Annotated in this window: 18 protein-coding genes and 1 tRNA gene; 14 read left to right on the forward strand and 5 right to left on the reverse strand. The window is 64.9% G+C overall.

The features are described from left to right. Positions 1-79 precede the first annotated feature (79 nt). From U5768_RS09405 to U5768_RS09420, 4 genes are all read left to right on the forward strand, one after another. A complete protein-coding gene (locus U5768_RS09405) occupies positions 80-1,438 on the forward strand; it encodes a TAXI family TRAP transporter solute-binding subunit (protein WP_322030113.1) in 1,359 nt (452 codons plus the stop codon). 235 nt (positions 1,439-1,673) lie between these two features. Beyond that, on the forward strand, positions 1,674-3,095 hold the full coding sequence (locus U5768_RS09410; RefSeq protein ID WP_322030114.1) for a DUF3300 domain-containing protein: 1,422 nt from the start codon (positions 1,674-1,676) through the stop codon (positions 3,093-3,095). Positions 3,096-3,121: 26 nt separating this feature from the next. Beyond that, positions 3,122-4,063 (forward strand): DUF2950 domain-containing protein, encoded by a 942-nt coding sequence (locus tag U5768_RS09415; RefSeq protein WP_322030115.1) that lies wholly within the window; start codon positions 3,122-3,124, stop codon positions 4,061-4,063. Positions 4,064-4,272: 209 nt separating this feature from the next. Beyond that, a complete protein-coding gene (locus tag U5768_RS09420) occupies positions 4,273-4,860 on the forward strand; it encodes a YSC84-related protein (RefSeq protein WP_322030116.1) in 588 nt (195 codons plus the stop codon). A gap of 97 nt (positions 4,861-4,957) precedes the next feature. Here the strand turns inward: U5768_RS09420 and U5768_RS09425 are convergent, their stop codons facing one another. Continuing rightward, positions 4,958-6,181, reverse strand: coding sequence for a YeeE/YedE family protein (locus U5768_RS09425; RefSeq protein ID WP_322030117.1), 1,224 nt, complete (start codon positions 6,179-6,181; stop codon positions 4,958-4,960). Between the two features lie 358 nt (positions 6,182-6,539). On the opposite strand from U5768_RS09425, the gene U5768_RS09430 reads away from it, so the two are divergent. Continuing rightward, positions 6,540-8,165 (forward strand): methyl-accepting chemotaxis protein, encoded by a 1,626-nt coding sequence (locus U5768_RS09430; RefSeq protein WP_322030118.1) that lies wholly within the window; start codon positions 6,540-6,542, stop codon positions 8,163-8,165. Between the two features lie 173 nt (positions 8,166-8,338). After that, positions 8,339-9,586, forward strand: coding sequence for a D-amino acid dehydrogenase (locus U5768_RS09435; RefSeq protein ID WP_322030119.1), 1,248 nt, complete (start codon positions 8,339-8,341; stop codon positions 9,584-9,586). Here U5768_RS09435 and U5768_RS09440 read toward each other — a convergent pair whose 3' ends face one another. The 3 genes from U5768_RS09440 to U5768_RS09450 form a co-directional block, all read right to left on the reverse strand. Continuing rightward, entirely contained in the window at positions 9,587-10,534 is a 948-nt protein-coding gene (locus U5768_RS09440; RefSeq protein WP_322030120.1) for a TauD/TfdA family dioxygenase, read from the reverse strand. Between the two features lie 215 nt (positions 10,535-10,749). Continuing rightward, a tRNA-Val gene (locus U5768_RS09445) sits at positions 10,750-10,826 on the reverse strand. 60 nt (positions 10,827-10,886) lie between these two features. Further along, positions 10,887-11,690, reverse strand: a complete 804-nt coding sequence (locus tag U5768_RS09450; RefSeq protein ID WP_322030121.1) for a DNA-binding transcriptional regulator — start codon at positions 11,688-11,690, stop codon at positions 10,887-10,889. Positions 11,691-11,881: 191 nt separating this feature from the next. On the opposite strand from U5768_RS09450, the gene U5768_RS09455 reads away from it, so the two are divergent. The 7 genes from U5768_RS09455 to U5768_RS09485 all read left to right on the forward strand — a co-directional run bounded on the left by U5768_RS09455 (position 11,882) and on the right by U5768_RS09485 (position 19,734). Then, on the forward strand, positions 11,882-13,732 hold the full coding sequence (locus U5768_RS09455) for a bifunctional 3-(3-hydroxy-phenyl)propionate/3-hydroxycinnamic acid hydroxylase (RefSeq protein ID WP_322030122.1): 1,851 nt from the start codon (positions 11,882-11,884) through the stop codon (positions 13,730-13,732). A 2-nt stretch (positions 13,733-13,734) separates the two neighbouring features. Beyond that, entirely contained in the window at positions 13,735-14,679 is a 945-nt protein-coding gene (locus U5768_RS09460) for a 3-carboxyethylcatechol 2,3-dioxygenase (protein ID WP_322030123.1), read from the forward strand. Between the two features lie 29 nt (positions 14,680-14,708). Next, positions 14,709-15,497: a 2-keto-4-pentenoate hydratase gene (mhpD, locus tag U5768_RS09465; protein WP_322030124.1), complete on the forward strand. Its 789-nt coding sequence runs from the start codon at positions 14,709-14,711 to the stop codon at positions 15,495-15,497. Positions 15,498-15,510: 13 nt separating this feature from the next. Continuing rightward, positions 15,511-16,461, forward strand: a complete 951-nt coding sequence (locus tag U5768_RS09470) for an acetaldehyde dehydrogenase (acetylating) (RefSeq protein ID WP_322030125.1) — start codon at positions 15,511-15,513, stop codon at positions 16,459-16,461. A gap of 4 nt (positions 16,462-16,465) precedes the next feature. Next, positions 16,466-17,491, forward strand: a complete 1,026-nt coding sequence (gene dmpG, locus U5768_RS09475) for a 4-hydroxy-2-oxovalerate aldolase (protein WP_322030126.1) — start codon at positions 16,466-16,468, stop codon at positions 17,489-17,491. Between the two features lie 61 nt (positions 17,492-17,552). Continuing rightward, positions 17,553-18,800 (forward strand): 3-(3-hydroxy-phenyl)propionate transporter MhpT, encoded by a 1,248-nt coding sequence (gene mhpT / locus U5768_RS09480; protein WP_322030127.1) that lies wholly within the window; start codon positions 17,553-17,555, stop codon positions 18,798-18,800. Between the two features lie 64 nt (positions 18,801-18,864). Beyond that, positions 18,865-19,734: an alpha/beta fold hydrolase gene (locus U5768_RS09485; protein ID WP_322030128.1), complete on the forward strand. Its 870-nt coding sequence runs from the start codon at positions 18,865-18,867 to the stop codon at positions 19,732-19,734. Positions 19,735-20,008: 274 nt separating this feature from the next. On the opposite strand, the gene U5768_RS31960 is transcribed toward U5768_RS09485, so the two are convergent. Then, positions 20,009-20,476: an energy transducer TonB gene (locus U5768_RS31960; RefSeq protein ID WP_415913873.1), complete on the reverse strand. Its 468-nt coding sequence runs from the start codon at positions 20,474-20,476 to the stop codon at positions 20,009-20,011. Between the two features lie 30 nt (positions 20,477-20,506). Here U5768_RS31960 and U5768_RS09490 point away from each other — a divergent pair, with 30 nt between their 5' ends. Further along, positions 20,507-20,632 carry a hypothetical protein gene (locus U5768_RS09490; protein WP_322030129.1) on the forward strand — a complete coding sequence of 42 codons (126 nt, stop codon included), beginning with the start codon at positions 20,507-20,509 and terminating at the stop codon, positions 20,630-20,632. The last annotated feature ends 540 nt before the right edge of the window (positions 20,633-21,172 follow it).

Here is a 21,172-nt window from a genome sequence, read left to right on the forward strand (position 1 = left end):
GCAAAGCCAGCGATCAGATCTGGCGCGAAAATGGCATCATGAGAATTCCAGGAGTCTGACGCTTGGCCGCCGGGTTCTCATGAGACGATATCGATCGCCGCCACCCAACTTTCTGCGTGACCACGCGCATCCCGCCTGGCGCGATATCGCGCTGACGACATTGCCGGTGGCGTTGTTCTGCGCGGTGGTGGTCGGTCTCGTGTTCTGGCTCGTCGACCCCGCGCCGCCGCGCACGATCACGATCAGCGCGGGCCCCGCCGACAGCTCGTTCATGCAGATGGCGCAAGCGTACCGCGCGATCCTCGCGCGCAACGGCGTGAAGCTCAAGATCCTCGAATCGGACGGCTCGGTGCAGAACCTGCAGCGCCTGCTCGATCCGAGGCAACACGTGGACCTCGCATTCGTGCAGGGCGGTGTGGCCGACGGCAAGGACACGCACTCGCTCATGTCGCTCGGCAGCGTGGCTTATTTGCCCATCGTCGTGTTCTATCGCGGCTCGGGCCTCACGCGGCTCTCGGACCTCGACGGCATGCGCATCGCCATTGGCCGCGTGGGCAGCGGCACGCGCGAGCTGGCGCTCAAGCTGCTCTCCGCGAACGGCATCGACCCCGGCGGCAACTCCACCTTCCTGCCGCTCGACGGCATGGATGCGGCCACGGCGCTCGTCTCGGGCCGCGTGGAGGCCGCGATGCTGAGCGGCGACTCGACCACGCGCGCCCTGATGCTGCGTTTGCTCGACATCCCCGGCATCTCGGTGATGAGCTTCGACGAAGCGGCCGCCTATACGCGGCTCTTTCCGTATCTGGACGACGTCGACCTGCCGCCCGGCGTGCTCGATCTGCGTAGACGCCAACCACGCGAAACGGTGCATCTGATCGGCCCGACTGTCGAACTCGTTGCGCGCGACACGCTGCATCCCGCGCTCTCCGATCTGCTCATCGAAGCGGCGGGAGAAGTGAACGGCGCGCCCGGAATTCTGCAGCGCGAAGGACAGTTTCCGAACCCCGCCGTGCACGACTTTCGCGTGAGCGAGGACGCCACGCGCTACTACAAGTCGGGCAAGAGCTTTCTCTATCGCGCGCTGCCGTTCTGGCTGGCGAGCGTGACGGACCGTCTGCTGGTGTTGCTGCTGCCGCTGGCCGTGCTCGTGATCCCCGCATTGCGCACGATACCGGCGCTGTATCGCTGGCGTGTGCGTTCGCGCATTTATCGCTATTACGGCGCGCTCATCGCCATCGAACGCGACGCGCTCAAGCATACGAACGAAGAAGAACGGCGTGCGCTGGTGGAAGAACTCGACGAGATCGAACGCTCGCTCAATACGCTGCGCATGCCGCTCGCATACGCCGATGCGTTCTACGTGTTGCGCGAACACGTGGGTTTCGTGCGTATGCATTTGGGTGCAAACGAGTCGCAATCGCACTCCAGCGCAGTTTGAGGAGTGCGCAGATATTGTTTCGTTCAACGCTGTTTTGGCCTGCATTGATGCACGTCGCGTAACCGAAGTGTTGAAACACATCTTCCATTGACACCTTGAGACTTGCCCCTTTATTTTTGTGTAGTACGCCTAGCGTCCTGGATATCGGATAGTTCGTCAGGACGTATGAAAGGTTTGTGAATGTTCGATTCCTGCACATATCAGAACCATTGTTCGTAACCGGGAGGACTGTAACGTGAAAGCATCCGGTGCAAGCCAGCGTCTTGCGTGGCTCGTGTGTGCAACACTCGCGGGCGCGCCGCTTTTCGTGGGCCCGGCTGGACCCACTGCCGCGCTTGCGCAGAACGCGGCGCATCTTTCGAACCAGCAGCTCGATTCGCTCACCGCGCCCATCGCGCTTTATCCCGACGCGCTGCTCGCGCAGGTGCTCATGGCCGCCACGTTCCCGCAGGACGTGGCCGCGGCCGCCGCGTGGTCGAAGGCCAATCCCAACCTCAAGGGCGACGACGCGGTGAAGGCCGTGGCCTCCGAGCCGTGGGACCCGAGCGTGCAGTCGCTCGTGGCGTTTCCGCAGGTGCTTGCCACCATGGCGTCGAAGCCCGACTGGGTCCAGCAGATCGGCAACGCGTTTCTCGCGCAGTCCAACGACGTGATGGATTCCGTGCAGCGTCTGCGCGTGCAGGCGCAGAAGGCCGGCAACCTCAAGTCGAACGAACAGCAGAAGGTCGTGGTGCAGCCGGCGTCGAGCACCTCCACCACGCAGACCATCGTGATCGAGCCTGCCAATCCGCAGGTGGTCTACGTGCCGACCTATAACCCGACGGTGGTGTATGGCGCGTGGCCGTATCCGGCTTATCCGCCCGTGTACATGCCGCCGCCTCCGGGCTATGCCATCGCGACCGGCTTCGTGGGCGGACTCGCATTCGGCGCGGGCGTGGCCGTGGCGAACTCGTTGTGGGGCGGCTTCAATTGGGATAACCACGACGTGAATGTCAACGTCAATCGCTACAACAACATCAACGTCAACAACCGCATCAACACCAACAACGCCACGGCGAACTGGAATCGCAACGCCAACGTCGAGCGTCGTCAGAACTACAACAACGCGAACCTGAACGGCCAGCGCAACCAGTACCGCGGCTACGACCAGTCGCGCACGCAGGCCATGCAGACCTTGCAGAACCGCACGGGCCAGAACATGAGCGGCAATGCCCAGCAGCGAGTCCAGGGCATCCAGGAAGGCGGGCGGCCGAATGCCAACGGCGGCGGTCCGAACGGCAATCGCGGCAACGAACTCAACAACCGCGGGCAAAACGGCGTGCAGAACGCGAACCGTAGCAACGAGCTGAACAACCGTGGGCAGAACGGCGTGCAGAACGCGAACCGCGGCAACGATCTCAACAACCGCGCGCAGAACGCGAATCGCGACAACGCGTTACGCGGTGCGGGCGACGGCGCCAATGCGCGCCTCGAACAACAACGCGGCCAGCAAAGCCGCGAAGCGTTCCAGAGCCATGGTGGCTTCAACGGCGGCGGTGCAGGCGGGGGCGGTTACCACGGCGGCGGTGGTGGCGGCGGTGGCGGCTTCCACGGTGGTGGGGGCGGCGGCGGGTTCGGCGGTGGCGGTGGTGGCGGACGTCACTTCGGCCGTCGATAACGTTGAATATCATGAGGAGCCTAGAAATGATCCGCATATCCGCACGCCGCCTGCCGCACGATTACGCGCTCGCGCTGGGCGCGGCACTCGCGCTCTTTGGCGCGCCCGCGCTGTTGCCGGTCCAGTTCGGTGGCGCCGCCTACGCGCAAGCTGTCTACGCCACGCCTGAAGCCGCTGCCAACGCGTTCACCGACGCACTCGCGACCAACGACCGCGAGGCCTTAAAGCATGTGCTCGGCAACGATTTCACCGCCTTCATCCCCACGCAGAACATCGGTCAGGACGACATTTACGACTACCTTGGCGCCTGGGCGAAAGGCCACAGCGTCGTGCGCGACGCCACGCCCGTTGCCGGCAAGGCGAGCGCGCACGTGGAGGTGGGCGACAGCGGCTGGACGCTGCCCATTCCCATCGTGCAGTCGGGCAAGGGCTGGCATTTCGATCCGCGTGAGGGCGCGAGCGAAATTCTCACGCGTCGCATAGGCCGCAACGAGCGTGCGGCCATGCTCACCTCGCTCGCGTATGTCGACGCGCAGAACGACTATCGCAAGCTCAACCAGCACTACGCACAGCACATTTTGAGCACGCCGGGCACGCACGACGGTTTGTACTGGCCGGTCGAGCCGGGCGAGACCGAAAGTCCGCTCGGACCGCTCGCGGCCGCCATGCCGGGCAATGCGAAAGTCAGCCCGGAGGAGGGGTATCACGGCTATCACTTCCGCATTCTCACCGCGCAGGGGCCGCACGCGAGCGGTGGCGCGCGCAGCTATCTCGAGAACGGCGATTTGAGCGGCGGTTTCGCGCTCGTGGCCTGGCCGGCGCAATATGGCAAAACCGGCGTAATGAGCTTCATCATCAACCAGGACGGTCAGCTCTATCAGAAGAACCTCGGACCCAATGGCGCGCGCACGGCAGCGGCGATCAAGGCGTTCGATCCCGACTCGTCGTGGCAGGCCACCAAACCTTGAGCGGGAGTTCGCCCTTCACTGGGCGGGCGAACGAAGCTGACCGCGTTCTCTGACAGACGCTCCCTATGGAATTCGGGCACAATCAAGCCACGGCGACGTGGCTGTCGCCTGGGGCGGTCCGAAGCGGGCTTTGGCCAACGGAAGCGGGAGAAGTCGGGCATGCGGCTTGCTCAACCTTCCCCGCACCTCATTCGTGTGGAGATAACCAAATGCAACGACGCAACTTCATGCTGACGGCGGCAGTGACCCTGGCCTCGGGCGGCCTCACGCTCGCAGGCTGTACGACTACCACGGGTTCGAATTCCTCGGCATCGACCAACATGTCCAAACGGCAGTCGATCGACGCCTCTGTGGACGGCACGCTCTCGCGGCTGTATCAGACCGTGAAGGGCTCGCACGAGCTTCTCGCGAAGTCGCGCGGCGTGCTGGTGTTCCCTGAAGTGCTGCAGGCCGGCTTCATCGTCGGCGCGCAGTATGGCGAAGGCGCATTGCGCGTGGGCGGCGCGACCGTGGGCTATTACAGCACCGCGTCGGGCTCGTTCGGGCTGCAGGCCGGCGCTCAGTCGAAGGCGCTCATCTTCGCCTTCATGACGCAGGACGCACTCGACAAATTCCGCTCGACCGATGGCTGGGCAGCGGGCGCCGACGCTTCGGTGGCGCTCGTGACCGTGGGCGCGAACGGCACTATCGACACCAACACGGCCACGCACCCGGTGGAAGCGTTCGTGTTGACCAACGCGGGCCTGATGGCCGACGTCTCGCTGGCGGGCACCAAGGTCACGCGTCTGAATATCTGACGAAGCGGGCTCCGGTAAAAAGCGCCGGATCATGTAAAAAAGGGCAAGGTGTCACACCTTGCCCTTCGTCATTTCTGCGCCGAACGGACGAAACCGCTCAGCAGCCCGTATTCTTCACGCGTTCGACTTCGAGCCCGAACAACGGGCGCAGCCTCGTGCCGAGCACATTGCCCGCGAACGCGCACACGAGCCACAGCCAGCCGTGCAGGCTGCCCGAGACGATGCCACTGAAATACGCGCCGATATTGCAGCCGTAAGCGAGGCGCGCGCCATAGCCGAGAAGCAGGCCGCCGATCACGGCCGCCGCGAGCGAGCGCAGCGGAACGCGCCACACCGGCGCGTAGCGTCCCGCGAGCGAGGCCGCCGCCATGGCGCCGAGCACGATGCCGATATTCATGACCGTGGTGACGTCGTGGCTTGCCGGCGCGGCGAGCGCGGCGGCGTTCGGGCCAGCCATCCAGTACTTCCAGTTCGCCACGTCGACGCCGAGCGTCGCGAAGCCCTTCGCGCCCCACAGCGCAAACGCCGAGGTCACGCCCCACGGCCGTCCCGAGAGCGCGAGCGTCGCGAAATTGAGCACGGCGAGCGCGACCGCGCCGGCAAGTAGCGGCCACGGACCATGCAGCCACGGCGAGGTGTGCGGCGCGCGCGGTTCGTTCACGAGGCGGCCGTGACGGCGCTTTTCGACGACCACGGTGAGCGCCGCGATGAGCGCGAATACCACGAGGTTCAGGGCAATGGCGGGCGCGGCACCGAGTGCGTTCACGAACGAGAACGGCTTCAGTTGCGGCATCGACGTCCAGAACGGCATGTGCGCCGTGGCGACGACGGAGCCCACGATGAAGGCGAGGAGCGTCACGACCATGCGCGTGCTGCCGCCGCCCACCGTGTAGAGCGTGCCCGAGGCGCAGCCGCCGCCCAGTTGCATGCCCACGCCGAACATGAACGCGCCGACGATGACCGACGTGCCCGCGGGCGAAACGAGGCCTGTGACCGGATGGCCGAAGAGCGAGCCCGCCGCGAGCGCAGGGAAGAACAGCAGTACGCCGATGGCGAGCATGACCATCTGCGCGCGCAGGCCGGCGCCGCGGCCATCGGCGATGAACACGCGCCACGCGGACGTGAAGCCGAACGCCGCGTGATAAAGCGTCATGCCGAGCAGCGCGCCGACCACGTAGAGCGCCGCCTGACGCGTGCTCACGGTCTGTGCGAGGTACACGGCGCCGAGCGCGACGAGCAGGAGCGCGATGCCGAGCGGCTTGGGATTGATGGAGTCGAGTGGGCGCGGCGCGCGCGCGAGCGGCGTTGAAAGGTCGGACATGGGAGCGGGGCCGCGAGTCAAGGCGGCCAGAAAAAAGCGGCCAGAAAAAAGCGGCCAGGAAAAACAATCGGTGAAAGCAAAACGATAGCACGAATCGCCAATCGGTCTGACAGAGCCCTCGGGCCCGACTTCCTGTGACCTGCGCCGAGGCGCGAGAAATCGCCGGAAACCGTTTCCAGGCGGGGCTTTCCCATCCATTGGGATGCAGACCTGCCAAACCGCGCGTAGCCCTGCGCGCATCATGGATTTCCCCTATCCAGTACCGCGCGTCGTCTGCCGTTAGGCGAGACGAGGTGCGAAGGCGCTGGGCCGCGCAGGGTCGCACTCGCTGGAAGAGATAAAACGCAACGGAGACCTCATGCTGGGAAATATCACCATTCGCCGTGGGCTTACGCTCGTTATCGGTATCTTCGTCGCGTTTTTGCTGACGGTGATCGGCGTGTCGTATGGCGCGCTCAAGATCACCAACGACAGCCTGCACGACGCCCAGCGCGGCGCGCAGGCGCTCGACGCGCTCAAGACCAGTTCGGAGCGCCTGCTCCAGGTACGCCTCGCGCTCGGCGGCTACGAGACGCTCTTCAGCGTCGGCAAGGCCACGGACGGCTTGCTCGACAAGGCGCACCAAGTGCTCGTGAATTCGAACAAGGAGTTCGCGCTCTACAGCGCCGGCCCGTTCGAGGACCCCGAAGAGGCGCGTCTCGCCCAGGCCGTGAGCAGCGCGCGCGAGGCGCTCGTTTCGCAGGCGCTCGAACCCGAGTACAAATCGCTCGTCGACAACGACTTCAACACCTTCCGCACGATCCAGGGCGAAACCGCTGACCGCTATTACGGCGCCTACGCGAAGGCCATCGACGCGCTCGAGAACTGGCAGACCGCGCGCCAGCAGCAGGACGCCGATACCGCCGCGCAGCGCTTTCGCGTTTCGCTCGTCGTGTTCGGCCTGATCGGCGTGGTGGGCGTGGCGATCGGCGTAATTGCGCGCGTGGGCCTGGCTGCCGCCGTGGTCAAACCGGTGAACCATGCGATTCGCCATTTCGAACGCATCGCCGCGGGCGATCTCACGGTGGACGTGCGCGTACGCTCGAAGAACGAAATGGGCCAGTTGCTGAGCGCGCTGCAGACCATGCGCGACGGCCTCGTGGGCACCGTCTCGCGCGTGCGCGGCAGCACGCACGAAATCACGCAGGGCGCGAAGCAGATCGCGTCGGGCAACGTCGATCTTTCCGACCGCACGGCGCAGCAGGCAGCGGCGCTCGAAGAAACGGCGGCGAGCATCGAGGAGCTTTCAGCGGCGGTGCGCCAGAACACGGATGGCGCGAAAGAGGCGAGCGGTCTGGCCCAGACCGCGCTCGAAACGGTCACGCGCGGCGCAGACGTAGTGGCCCGCGTGAACGCGACGATGAGCGATATCACCGCGTCGTCGCAGAAGGTCGAAGAGATCACGGGCATCATCGAAGGCATTGCGTTCCAGACCAACATCCTCGCGCTCAATGCCGCAGTGGAGGCGGCGCGCGCGGGCGAGCAGGGCCGCGGTTTCGCGGTCGTGGCGAGCGAGGTGCGCAGCCTCGCCCAGCGCTCGGGCACGGCGGCCAAGGAGATCAAGGAACTGATCGCGGCCTCGGCAGCGACGGTCGGCGCGGGCGCGCGCCTCGTGGAGGACGCGCGCCGCACCATGGACGACGCGCGCAATGCGGTGGCGCGCGTGAGCGGGATCATGACCGAGATCGAAACGGCGACGCACGAGCAGAGCGACGGCATCGAGCAGGTGAACCGCGCAATCGCGCAGATCGACGAAGTCACGCAGCGCAACGCGGCGCTCGTGGAGGAAGCCGCGGCGGCCGCGCAGTCGCTCGAATCGCAGGCCGATCTGCTGCGCGAGGCCGTGGCGGTGTTCAACCTGGGCGGCGCGGGTCAGGCCGGCGCGCGCCCCGCGCATGCCGTGGACGCGCGTGCTGCGCTCGGGAGCGCGCCTGCGCTAGCCTGAACCCGGCGTTGCTGGTTGTCCTTGCGGTTGCAAGGACAACTTTCGGCCGCTTTACGCTTTAACCTGAAGTTATACCCCGCGCGCAAATCGCAATTGAGTTCCCCATCGTTCCCGGCGAGACTGGCGGCATAGGCCGCATGGGTTTGGCCGCAAGCGAAAGAGAACGACGGATTATGCGAGTTTGCGTTTTGGGTGGTGGAGTGATTGGCGTGAGCACGGCCTACGCGCTCGCGCGCGATGGACACGAAGTCACGCTCGTCGAACGCCATGCCGACGTGGCGCGCGAAACGAGCCACGCCAACGGCGGCCAGCTCAGCTATAGCTACGTCGCGCCGCTCGCCGATCCGTCGGTGCTCCCCAAACTGCCGCAATGGCTTTTCTCGCGCGACGCCGCGCTGCGTTTCGTGCCGCGCCTCGATCCGCATCAATGGCGCTGGTGCGCCGCGTTCCTGCGCGCCTGCACGCGCGCGCGCAGCCGCGCGACCACGGCGGAACTGCTCGGCCTCGGCTTTCTTAGCCAGCGTCTCATGCACGAAGTGGTCGAGCGCGAAGCGCTTTCATTCGACTACGTGCGCAACGGCAAGCTCGTGGTGTATCGCGACCAGGAAGGCTTCGAGGGCGCGCGCCGCCAGACGGAGTATCAGGCGAACCTCGGCTGCGTGCAGCACGCGCTCGACGGCGCGGCGTGCGTGGCGCTCGAACCGGCGCTCGCGCATATCGGCGGCGAGATCGCGGGCGGCATACATACGCCGGGCGAAGAGGCCGCCGACTGCGATCAGTTCACGCGCGGCCTCGCGCGCGCGGCGCAGCGCGACGGCGTGAATCTGCAACTGGCCACCGAATTCTCCGGACTCCGAACGAAAGGGCTGCGGGTGCTCGCCGCGCAGACCTCGCAAGGCGACATCGAAGCCGATGCCTTCGTGGTGTGCCTGGGTTTTCAGAGCCAGCCGATGCTCGCCTCGCTCGGCGTGCATGTGCCCGTGTATCCGCTCAAGGGCTATAGCCTCACGCTGCCCAACGCGAATGCGCAGGGCGCGCCGCGTGTTTCGGTCACGGACGCGCATCACAAGGTCGTCTATGCGCCTTTGGGCGGGCGCCTGCGCATTGCGGGCATGGTCGATCTCACGGGCATGAACCCGCACGCCGACGACGCCCGCATCGCGCTGCTCACGCGCCAGGCGCGCGAAACGTTCCCCCATGCCGGCGACTACGACGCCATGCAGACGTGGACCGGCATGCGCCCCGCCACGCCGGACAGCAAGCCCGTGATCGGCGCGACGCATTTTCGCAACCTGTGGCTCAACACGGGGCACGGCGCGCTGGGCTTCACGCTCGCGCTCGGCAGCGCGCAACTGCTCGCCGACCTGCTGGCCGGGCGCGAGTTGCCGATAGACGGCGACGCTTTCGCGCCGGGCCGCTGATCACTGCAGCGTCGCGCCTTCCTCGCGCACGACCACGCTCGTACGGCCGTCCACGCTCACCGGCACTTCGCCGCGCACCGTCGCGCGCCGGACGATGCGTCGCGCGTCGCCGTAGTCGTTGATCGCGTAGTGCTGCGTCGCGCGGTTGTCCCAGATCGCGACGTCACCCTCCTGCCAGCTCCAGCGCACCGTGTTTTCGAGCCGCGTGACGTGCTCGTGGAACACCTGCAGCAAATGCGCCGATTCGAACGACGACAGCCCCTTGAGCCGTTGCACGAAGTGGCCGAGCACGAGTGTGCGCTCGCCCGTTTCCGGATGCACGCGCACGACCGGATGTTCAGTTTCATAGAGCTTCGACGTGAAGACTTCGCGATAACGCTTGAGTTGCGCGCTGTCGGCGTTCGCATGCATGGAGGCGTAATCGTAGGCGTTGGTATGCAGCGCCCAGAGCGTGTCGGCGAGCGCGCGCAGCGGCTCGGGCAGGTGCGCATACGCGGCGGCCGTGTTGGCCCACACCGTGTCGCCGCCAAACGGCGGAATCACCACGGCGCGCAGGATCGAGACTTTCGGGTAGGCGTCGACGAAGGTGACGTCGGTGTGCCAGGAGTTGGCGCGCGCGCCGTGCTGCGAATCGAGTTCGAGCAGGCTGCCGCCTTCCACCGAGGGCACCGTCGGGTGCGCGACCGTTACGCCGAAGCGCCGCGCGAAGGCTTCCTGCGAGGCGTCGTCGAGATGCTGCTGGCCGCGGAAGAACAGCACCTTGTGGCGCAGCAGCGCGGCGTTGATGGCGTTGAATGTGGCGCTGTCGAGATCGCCGTGTAGACGCACACCGTCGATGCGTGCACCGATGCGGCCCGCGACCTGGTGGAGGTCGAGCGCGGTATCGGCGTGTCGTGCCGTGCTGGAATGCAGATGCGTAGACGGAAGCTGCGTTTGAACGTCGGACATCGAAAGTCTCCTCGGCTGGACGTGGAACGTCCATTCAAGCAGCGTTGCGAGGAGAGAAGAACTGACGATTTCTGCGAAGCTATGCGCGAGGTGGCGCGCTATGGATAGCAGTATGCGTGATTAGCGCGCGCCAAAAGAAAATGACGCAGACCCGCGAGGGAATGCGTCATTCGCAATGATGCTGCAAGGTACAACTTTTTTTACTGCATGTTCGTTGGTAGGCTCGATTGGATTCGAACCAACGACCCCCACCATGTCAAGGTGGTGCTCTAACCAACTGAGCTACGAGCCTGTCGAGGCGCGAATTATAGAGACACTCGCGCGGGCTTGCAAGCGCTTTTCTCGAAACGGCTCAACGCTTCGTGTTTTCCTCCTGCGCTTCCAGCGCCGTCACCATTTCCCGCGCGGCGCGCTGCAACTCGGGCACGAAGCGGCGAACCGCCTCCACCGGACTGATGGCCTGTTCCAGGTAGATCACGTTCAGGCTCGCGAGCACGCGCCCATGCGTTTCGATAGCCGTTGCGAGCGCACCGATCTTGCGCTGATCCGCCCAGTCGCCGTGGTTGGAGCCGAAGCCGTCCGCGCGCGTCTGGCGCACGAGATTGCGGATAAAGGCCTTGTCGCTCGCGAGTTTTTGCTGCTGCTCGCCGCCCGCACCCGAACGCAATAGCTCCAGGATGTCCTCGCGCTCCGTCTCGGGGCACATCGCGAAGTACACGCGGCCCGCCGCGGTGAGCAGGATCGGCAGGCGGCGGCCCACCATCGCGCGGTGAAACGAAAGCGGGCTGAAGCGGTGCGTGGTCTCGCGAATCACCATGGAGTCGCCGTCGGGCGTCGTGAGGTCCGAGGGCCAAACGGTGCGCTGAAGCATCTGCGCCATGATCGGCGGCGCGATGGTCGCGATCAGTTCGTCGTCGGTGAAGCCTTCGCTCAGGCCGCGCACGTTCATCGTCAGACGAAAGCTGTCGTCGGAAGCGCTGCGGCGCACGAACTTCTCCTCCACCAGCGTTTCGAGCAGACGCCTCACCGTCGTGCGGTGCAGGCCCGTTGCGTCGCTCAATTGCTGGCTCGTGGCGCGCCCGTTCTCCATGGCGTTGAGCGCCTGGAGCACCTGAAGCCCGCGCGCGAGGCCGCGCACGTTTGCATACTTCGTCATCGAAAACGCCTTAAAAATCAATCGTGTGCATTCTATGCACATTTCTCCAAAAATGTTGAGCGCGCATCGGGCGGAACCTAGACTCGCTTCCATTCACCGGACTGCGACAAAGCGTCAGCCGCGTGATCCGTTTTCAGGCATCCCCTGTCAGCATCCGCCGCGGCTCCATAAGCCGCGCGAGAAGGAGACACATGAACACCCCCCTCGCTCACGAGGCGGATACCGTCCGCCCTCGCCAGATCGCCACCGACGTCGCCATCATCGGCGCGGGCCCGGTCGGCCTCATGATCGCCAACATTCTCGGCCTGCAAGGCGTGCGTGTCACGCTCGTCGAGAAGCTCGACCAGATCATCGACTACCCGCGCGCAATTGGTTTGGATGACGAAGCATTGCGCGTGTTCCAGTCCATCGGTCTCGCCGACGCGTTGCTGCCGCACACCACGCCCGACCACTGGATGCGCTTCGTCACGAAAGACGGCCATTGCTTCGCCTCGATCGAACCGCGCACCGACGAATTCGGCTGGCCGCGCCGCAACGCGTTCATCCAGCCGCTCGCGGACCGCGTGTTGTATGAAGGACTCGCACGCGTCGAGCACGTGGAGGTGCTGTTCGGCCATACCGTCAACGCGTTCGAACAGGACACACAGGGCGTGGCGATCGACGTGAGCGACGCGAACGGCGAACGCCGTACGATCCGCGCAGCGTACCTCGTGGGCGCGGACGGCGGCAACAGCTTCGTGCGCCGCGCGCTGAACGTGCCCTTCGAAGGCCGCACGAAGCCGAATCAATGGATCGTCGTGGACGTGCGCAACGATCCCATCGGTTCGCCGCACATCTACATGCATTGCGATCATCAGCGCCCGTACGTGTCGGCGGCGCTGCCGCACGGCATTCGCCGTTTCGAATTCATGGTGATGCCGGGCGAGACGGAAGAAGAACTTTCGAAGCCCGAAAACATGGCCGCGCTGATTCGCAAGGTGGTGGCGGACCCCGACAAGGTTGACTACATCCGCAAGCGTGTGTACACGCACAACGCGCGCGTCGCCGGAACGTTTCGCGTGGACCGTGTGCTGCTCGCGGGCGACGCCGCGCACATCATGCCCGTGTGGCAGGGGCAGGGCTACAACAGCGGCATTCGCGACGCGAACAACCTGGGCTGGAAACTCGCAATGGTCGCGAAGGGCCAGGCCGATGGGCGTCTGCTCGACAGCTATACCGTGGAGCGCCGCGCGCATGCCCGCTCGATGATCCACCTCTCCGAAGTCGCGGGCGATATCTTCGCGCCGGCCACGCGATTCGGCGCGCGCTTTCGCGATACGTTCGTGCGCGGGATGAACGTGTTCCCATCGGTGAAGCGTTATTTCGTGGAAATGCGCTTCAAGCCGATGCCGCGTTACGAAGCGGGCGTCGTGCTGCTGCCGCCGCCGCAAAAAGCGGGCGGTTGGCTCGCGAGCCTGCTGGAGCGCTCGGGCAATTCGGCGCCGGGCCGCCTGCTCGGCTTGATGAGCCAGAAGCGCGACTCGCTGATCGGCCGCCTCGCGTATGGCCGCGATCCGCTCGCGGCTTCGCCCGTGGGCCGCATGTTCATCCAGCCGCGCGTGCGGCTCGCCGATGGCCGCGTGCTGCGCCTCGACGACGCCATCGGCAATGGCTTCGCGGTGCTCGCCTGGGGCGCGGACCCGACCTTCGGCCTCACGCCGCAGGCCCGCGCGTTGTGGGAGCGCCTTGGCGCGCGTTTCGTCTTCGCGAAGCCCGACGTGCAGCTCGAATACGCCGACGACGTGCCCGAGGGCGTGCTCGCGCTCGGCGACGTGCAAGGGCGCCTGAAGGAGTGGTTCGGCCGCTTGCCCGAATCCGTCGTGCTGCTGCGCCCGGACCGCTTCGTGGCGGGCGTGTGCACGCCGCAACAAGTATCGGACGCGATCGTCGAACTGGCGGGCAAGCTCGGCATGACCGAAGCCGCCTTGCGTGAGGCGAGCGCGGTGGCCCCGCAGAGCCGTCCCGCGCGCGGCGTGGCCGTTGCGCGCGCAGCAGGAGCATGAGCATGCCGATTCACCTCGAATGTCTGTCGCACACGCCGCTGCACGGCTATTTCGATCCCGCGCCTGAAGTGGTGGCGCAAGTCGAGCGTGCAGGCCGCGCCGCGCGCGAGCGCGTGCAAGCGTTCAACCCCGACGTGATCGTTGCGTTCGCACCCGATCACTTCAACGGCTTCTTCTATGACGTGATGCCGCCGTTTTGCATCGGCGCGCGTGCGGAGGCGATTGGCGACTTCAACAGCATGGCCGGCACGCTGCCGGTGCCCGAAGCCCTCGCGCACACGCTCGCCGAAAGCGTGCTCGACGCCGATATCGACGTAGCGCTTTCGTACCGCATGCAGGTCGATCACGGTTGCGCGCAGGCGCTGGAGGTGCTCACGGGCGGCCTCGATCGCTACCCGGTGATTCCGGTGTTCATTAACTCCGTGGCGCCTCCCATGGCGACGCTGCGCCGCGCGCGACTGCTCGGCGATGCGATTGGCCGCTTTTTCTCGCGCAGCGACAAGCGCGTGCTCGTGGTGGGTTCGGGCGGCATTTCGCATGAGCCGCCCGTGCCGGAACTGTTCGGCGCGACGCCCGAAGTGGCCGAACGCCTGATTGCCGGCCGCAATCCGCCGGCCGATTCGCGCGACGCGCGCCAGGCGCGCACCGTGGCCGCGGCGAAGTCGTTCGCGGCGGGCGACAGCCCCCTGCATCCGCTCAATCCCGAATGGGATCGCGCGTTTCTGGCGCGCCTCGCGTCAGGCGAATTGACGCCGGTGGACGGCATGACCAACGCGGCCATCACGCGCGACGGCGGCAAGTCGGCGCATGAAATTCGCACGTGGGTCGCGGCGTTCGGCGTGCTGGCGGCTTACGGCCCGTATCGCGCGACGCTCGATTACTACCGCGAAATTCCCGAGTGGATCGCGGGCTTTGCCACGATGCACGCCACGCCCGACGCGGCTTGATGAAACAGTACGGACTCCGGAGAATCAACATGTCAGATTCGAAACTCGTCGCGGCACTGGCCGCGCGCCTGCGCGAAGCCGAAGCGTCGCGCAACGTGATCGAGCCGGTGCGCGGCGAGATCGCTATTGATGACATCGCCACCGCTTATGCAGTTCAGCAAGCCAACGTCGATCTGCGCGTGGCGAACGGCGAGCGCATCGTGGGCCGCAAGATCGGTCTCACGTCGCTCGCGGTGCAAAAGCAGTTGGGCGTCGATCAACCCGACTTCGGCGCGTTGTTCGCTTCGATGGCGTACGGCGACGCCGAAGCGATTGCGCTTTCGCAGTTGATCCAGCCGAAGGTGGAAGCGGAAATCGCCCTCGTGCTGGAGCACGACCTCACGTTCGAAAAGCACACCTTCGTCGACATCCTGCGCGCCAGCGCATACGCGCTCGCGGCCATCGAAGTGGTGGACAGCCGCATCCAGAACTGGGACATCCGCTTCGTCGACACGGTGGCCGACAACGCATCGAGCGCGCGCTTCGTGGTGGGCAGCCGCCCCGTGCCGCTCTCGCAGATCGACTTGACCGCTTGCGCCATGGAACTCTCGCGCGACGGCGAAGTGCTCTCGCGCGGCAACGGCGCCGCGTGCCTCGGCAATCCGCTCAATGCCGCCGTGTGGCTCGCAGACCGCATGGTTCAACTCGGCACGCCGCTGCGTGCGGGAGACGTGGTGCTCACGGGTGCGCTCGGGCCCATGGTCGCCGTGAAGGAACCCGGCACGTTCACCGCGCAGATCGAAGGCCTCGGCAGCGTTCGCGCGACTTTCACCGCCTGATACAGGAATTCATATGGCTTCCGAAAAACTCAAGGCCGCGATCATCGGCTCCGGCAACATCGGCACGGATCTGATGATCAAGATCATGCGCAACAGCCAGCATCTGGAGATGGCGGCGATGGTCGGCATCGACCCGAACTCCGATGGTCTCGCACGCGCCGCGCGCCTCGGTGTGGCAACCACGCACGAAGGCGTGGCGGGTCTTACGCGCTTGCCCGTGTTCGACGATATCGACTTCGTATTCGACGCGACCTCCGCTGGCGCGCACGTGAAGAACGACGCGCTGCTGCGCAAGCTCAAGCCGTCGATCCGCGTAATCGACCTCACGCCCGCGGCGATCGGGCCGTACTGCGTACCGGTCGTGAACATCGACGCGCATATCGACGCGCTCAACGTCAACATGGTGACGTGCGGCGGCCAGGCCACGATTCCGATGGTTGCCGCCGTGTCGCGCGTGGCGAAAGTGCATTACGCGGAGATCGTCGCTTCGATCAGCAGCAAGTCGGCAGGCCCGGGCACGCGCGCGAACATCGACGAGTTCACCGAAACAACTTCGAGGGCTATCGAAGTGGTGGGGGGCGCCGCGAAGGGCAAGGCCATCATCGTGCTGAACCCGGCCGAACCGCCGGTCATGATGCGCGACACGGTTTATACGTTGTCCGAACTGGCCGACCGCGAAAAGATCGAGCAGTCCATTGAGGAGACCGTCGCGAAGGTGCATGCCTACGTGCCGGGCTATCGCCTGAAGCAGAAGGTGCAGTTCGACGAGATTCCCGCGAGCGCGCCGCTCAACATCCCGGGCCTCGGCAAGTTCAGCGGCCTGAAGACCTCGGTGTTCCTCGAAGTGGAAGGCGCCGCGCATTATCTGCCCGCTTACGCGGGCAATCTCGACATCATGACTTCAGCCGCGCTCGCCACCGCCGAGCGCATGGCGCAGACGCTGCTCAGCGTACAAGGAGCGTAAAGCGATGAGCAAGAAACTCTATATCTCCGACGTGACGCTGCGCGACGGCAGCCACGCCATTCGCCACCAATACTCGATTCAGAACGTGCAGGACATCGCACGCGCGCTGGACCGCGCGAAGGTGGACAGCATCGAAGTCGCGCATGGCGACGGCCTGCAAGGTTCGAGCTTCAACTACGGCTTCGGCGCGCACAGCGACCTCGAATGGATCGAAGCCGTGGCCGACGTGGTCACGCATGCGCAGATCGCCACGCTGCTGTTGCCCGGCATCGGCACGATTCACGACCTGACGGCCGCGTACAACGCGGGTGCGCGCGTGGTGCGTGTGGCTACGCATTGCACGGAAGCGGATATTTCGAAGCAGCACATCGAATACGCGCGCGAACTGGGCATGGACACCGTGGGCTTCCTGATGATGAGCCACATGACCACGCCGGAAAACTTCGCAGTCGAAGCGAAGAAGATGGAAAGCTACGGCGCGACCTGCATTTATGTGGTCGATTCGGGCGGCGCACTCACGATGAACGACGTGCGCGATCGTTTTCGCGCTGTCAAACAAGTGCTGAAACCCGAAACGCAAACGGGCATGCACGCGCATCACAACCTCTCGCTGGGCGTGGCGAATTCGATCGTCGCCGTGGAAGAAGGTTGCGACCGCGTCGATGCGTCGCTCGCGGGCATGGGTGCGGGCGCGGGCAATGCGCCGCTCGAAGTGTTCATCGGCGCGGCGGAACGCATGGGCTGGAACCACGGCACGGACCTCTACACGCTGATGGACGCCGCTGACGATATCGTCCGCCCCTTGCAGGATCGCCCGGTGCGCGTGGACCGCGAAACGCTCGCGCTCGGCTATGCGGGCGTGTATTCGAGCTTCCTGCGTCACTCGGAAGTGGCTGCGAAAAAATACGGCCTGAAGACGGTGGACATTCTCGTCGAACTGGGCAAGCGCCGGATGGTGGGCGGCCAGGAAGACATGATCGTCGACGTGGCGCTCGACCTCAAGAATCGTCAGGAAGCGTTGGAGTCCTGATCAAGCGTTGCCGCGTAGAGCCGCCATCAAGAGCGGCCCGCATATACACATGGAGACTTTTATGACGACGCAAAAGAGTAGTGCCGGAGGAAGCGTAACCAACGGCAACGCAACCATCGCCCTGTGTCTGGCGATTGCGCTGCTCGAAGGATTGGACCTGCAATCGGCGGGCGTAGCGGGGCCGCGCATGGCGAAGGAATTTCATCTCGCCGTGGCGCAAATGGGCTGGGCCTTCAGCGCCGGCGCAATTGGCCTGTTGCCGGGCGCGGCGCTGGGCGGGCGGCTCGCCGACCGCTTTGGCCGCAAGCGCGTGCTCATGTGGTCGGTGGCGCTGTTCGGGCTCTTCTCGCTCGCCACGACCATGGTGTGGAATTTCGAAAGCCTGCTCGTCGCGCGTCTGCTCACGGGCCTCGGGCTCGGCGCGGCCATGCCCAACCTGATCGCGCTGTGCTCGGAGGCGGCGGGTGAGCAGCAGCGCAGCACGGCGGTCGGCGCGATGTACTGCGGCATGCCGTTCGGCGCGGCGATTGCGGCCGGGATCGGCATGCTCGGCAGCGGCGACGCGAGCTGGCGTCACGTTTTCTACGTGGGCGGTCTTGGCCCGATCGTGATGGTGCCGATGCTTGGCATGTTCCTGCGCGAGTCGCAGCAGTTCGTCGCCGCGCAGGCTTCGAAGATGGCGAGGGAAGGCGCGCCGAGCGTGACGCAAGCGCTTTGGCAAGCGGGCCGCGCGCGTACCACCATCGCGCTGTGGATCAGCTATCTCGGCACGCTGATCGTGCTGTACTTCCTGATGAACTGGCTGCCTTCGATGGTGCTCGCGCGCGGCCTGACGCGCGTGCAATCGAACCTCGTGCTGATGCTGTTCAACATCGGTGGCGGTATCGGCGCCGTTGCGATCGCAACGATCATGGACCGCTTCGGCCGCCGGGGCACGGTGATCGGCATGTACGTCGGTATCGTCGTGGCGCTCACCGTGCTCGCGGGCGCGGGCGGCGCAGGCTCGACGGCCGTGGGCGGCCTGCTGTGCGGCTTTTTTATCGTGGGTGGCCAGTCGGTGCTTTATGCACTCGCGGGCCATGCGTACCCCACGGAAGTGCGCGGCACGGGCGTGGGCGCGGCGGTGGCCGTGGGACGTCTGGGGTCGATTCTCGGGCCGCTCGTGGCGGGCCAGTTGTTCGCACTCGGTCAAAGCCCGTCGATGCTAGTGGGATCGAGCATTCCGCTCGTGGTGATCGCGGCGGTTGCGGCACTCACCGTGGTGGGTGCATTCCGGCCGCGCAACGCGTTGGGCGCACAAGGCGCATGACATTGAAGGGAGAAGGCACGCGCATTCTCCCGCACGAGTTATCACGTTCTAAAGGATGGTCATCATGACTGGCACGGCACAAGCAATCACCGAAGCCTCGACGAGCGGATTCGCCCGCGTGAAGGACGGCGAGGTCGAATTCCGGATTCACTACAACGACGCAGGCGCCGGCGCCGAAACCGTCGTGATGCTGCACGGCTCGGGTCCGGGCGCGAGCGGCTGGGCCAACTTCAACCGCAACGTCGAACCGCTCGTCGCGGCCGGCTACCGCGTGATCCTGATGGACTGCCCCGGCTGGAGCAAGAGCGACCCGATCGTCTGCACGAGTTCGCGCTCGGACCTGAACGGCCGCGTGCTCAAGGCCCTGCTCGACGTGCTCGACATCGAGCGCGTGCATATTCTCGGCAATTCGATGGGCGGTCATAGCGCCGTGGCGTTCGCGCTGGCGAATCCGCAACGCGTGGGCAAGCTCGTGCTGATGGGCGGCGGCACCGGCGGACCGAGCAGTTTCGTGCCGATGCCCACCGAAGGCATCAAGCTGCTGCAAGGTCTTTATCGCGAGCCGACCATCGAGAACCTCAAGCGCATGATGAACGTGTTCGTGTACGACGCGAGCGCGCTCACCGACGAACTGATGCAAACGCGTCTCGACAACATGCTCGCGCGCCGCGACCACCTGGAAAACTTCGTGAAGAGCCTCGCCGCATTCCCGAAGCAGTTCAGCGATTACGGCCCGCGCCTTGGCGAGATCGCGGCGCCCACGCTCGTGATCTGGGGCCGCGACGACCGCTTCGTGCCGATGGATATCGGGCTGCGCCTGCTGGCAGGCATGCAGAACGCCCAATTGCATGTGTTCAACCGTTGCGGGCACTGGGCGCAGTGGGAGCATGCGGAGGCGTTCAATCGCATGGTGATCGACTTCCTGAAGCACTGAGACCAGGCGTTCAGGCGCTTAGGCGCGGAAGTCCTTGCGGCAACGATGCGGCGCACCTTTTGGGTGCGCCAACGCGCGCGCCGGGCTGATCTTCGCGTACACGAAGAAAGACTCGGTCGAAGCGCGCGCAAAGAGCATGACGCGGTGCGCAGCGGCCTCGAACTGCTTGATCCGAAAAGCCGGGCGCTCGCGGCACTCAAAGATAGACCAGTGACTGGAGATTGCGGACGGGACAAGCAGCGCTTGAGGGCGATGAGGCGAGAGGGGGAGATGGTTACCGGGGTTGCCGGAACGTAATCTTGAATTGACTCGGCGTTCTACCATCGTCATCAACTGGCATTGGGTCGGACTGTTGCACAGCCCTCATCACGGCGGCGTCCCATGCCATGTCTCCACTTGAACGGACAATTTTCGCTGACAGCAATCTACCATCCGCAGAGCATTGCACGGATACTAACGTTTCAAGGCCCGTGTTTTTCCCGTTCCATACCAGCCTGGATTGCAGCAGTTGTTGGACCTTTTGAGGGAAGGGATGCTTGATTGAGGGGTCATAGACGTGACTAGCCGGAACATATCGAAGAGAAAGCTGCGAATTCTTTTGCATGGGGTCAGCAGTCCCATCATTTTGCGCGTTCGCATGCGAAACGAGCGAGATGGAGCAGAGACAAGTCAAAAGACCGGGTAGCCACTTCATGCGCATTTTTTGTATGAAAGACGTAACGACATCGCTTTTATCGTACATCGTACGTTCGCATTTGAGCACAGCGGGAACATGATTCAGGTCAGTGTTGGCATGCTTCCCGACGGCTCGCTCTGGCTCATCGCGCTCGTGCTCGAAAACTGGTGGCTCACCGATGGCTGGTGCAAGTGCGCCGTCACCAGGCAGAACGGCTCCTAGAGGCGCAATGTACCCGTCACCGCAACATGTGCGGCGGGATGGCGGACCCGCAGTACCGGCCAAGCTTCCTGGATGGCGGCGTGACCTGACACTGCGGCTATCCTTATCGTGGAAAGTACCGGGCGAGCAACTCGCGCGTGTTGATAGGTGTACTGCACAACATACTTGTTCATTCAGATCCCGTTTCGATTCATTGTTCGCAGCGAACTCGGCTGGCACCCGTGGCCTTGCGGATGCAACTGCAAGGATGCAGCGCCGACTATCTCGAAACAAGTCAATAAAGGTTTAATCCCGCTTCGCTTGCCGGTAAAGCCTCGGGCTTCGATCTCGCGCCGCTCTATACGAGCGAGCCACACCAGATGCCGTTTCTCAACGGCGAGCAACAAAGCGAGTCGCGCCGGTCGGTTGACTGTGCAACGCAGGTCAACGCGCGCGTCACGGTCCTGCAAGCGTTCACGCAGGAACTCAAAAACGGGTGACGCGGGCCATCCCGTCACCGCGAATACCACATATATCGAATCGTGGAACGGCATAACCGAA

The organism is Paraburkholderia sp. J76 (genome assembly GCF_905220295.1).
GTDB lineage: Bacteria > Pseudomonadota > Gammaproteobacteria > Burkholderiales > Burkholderiaceae > Paraburkholderia.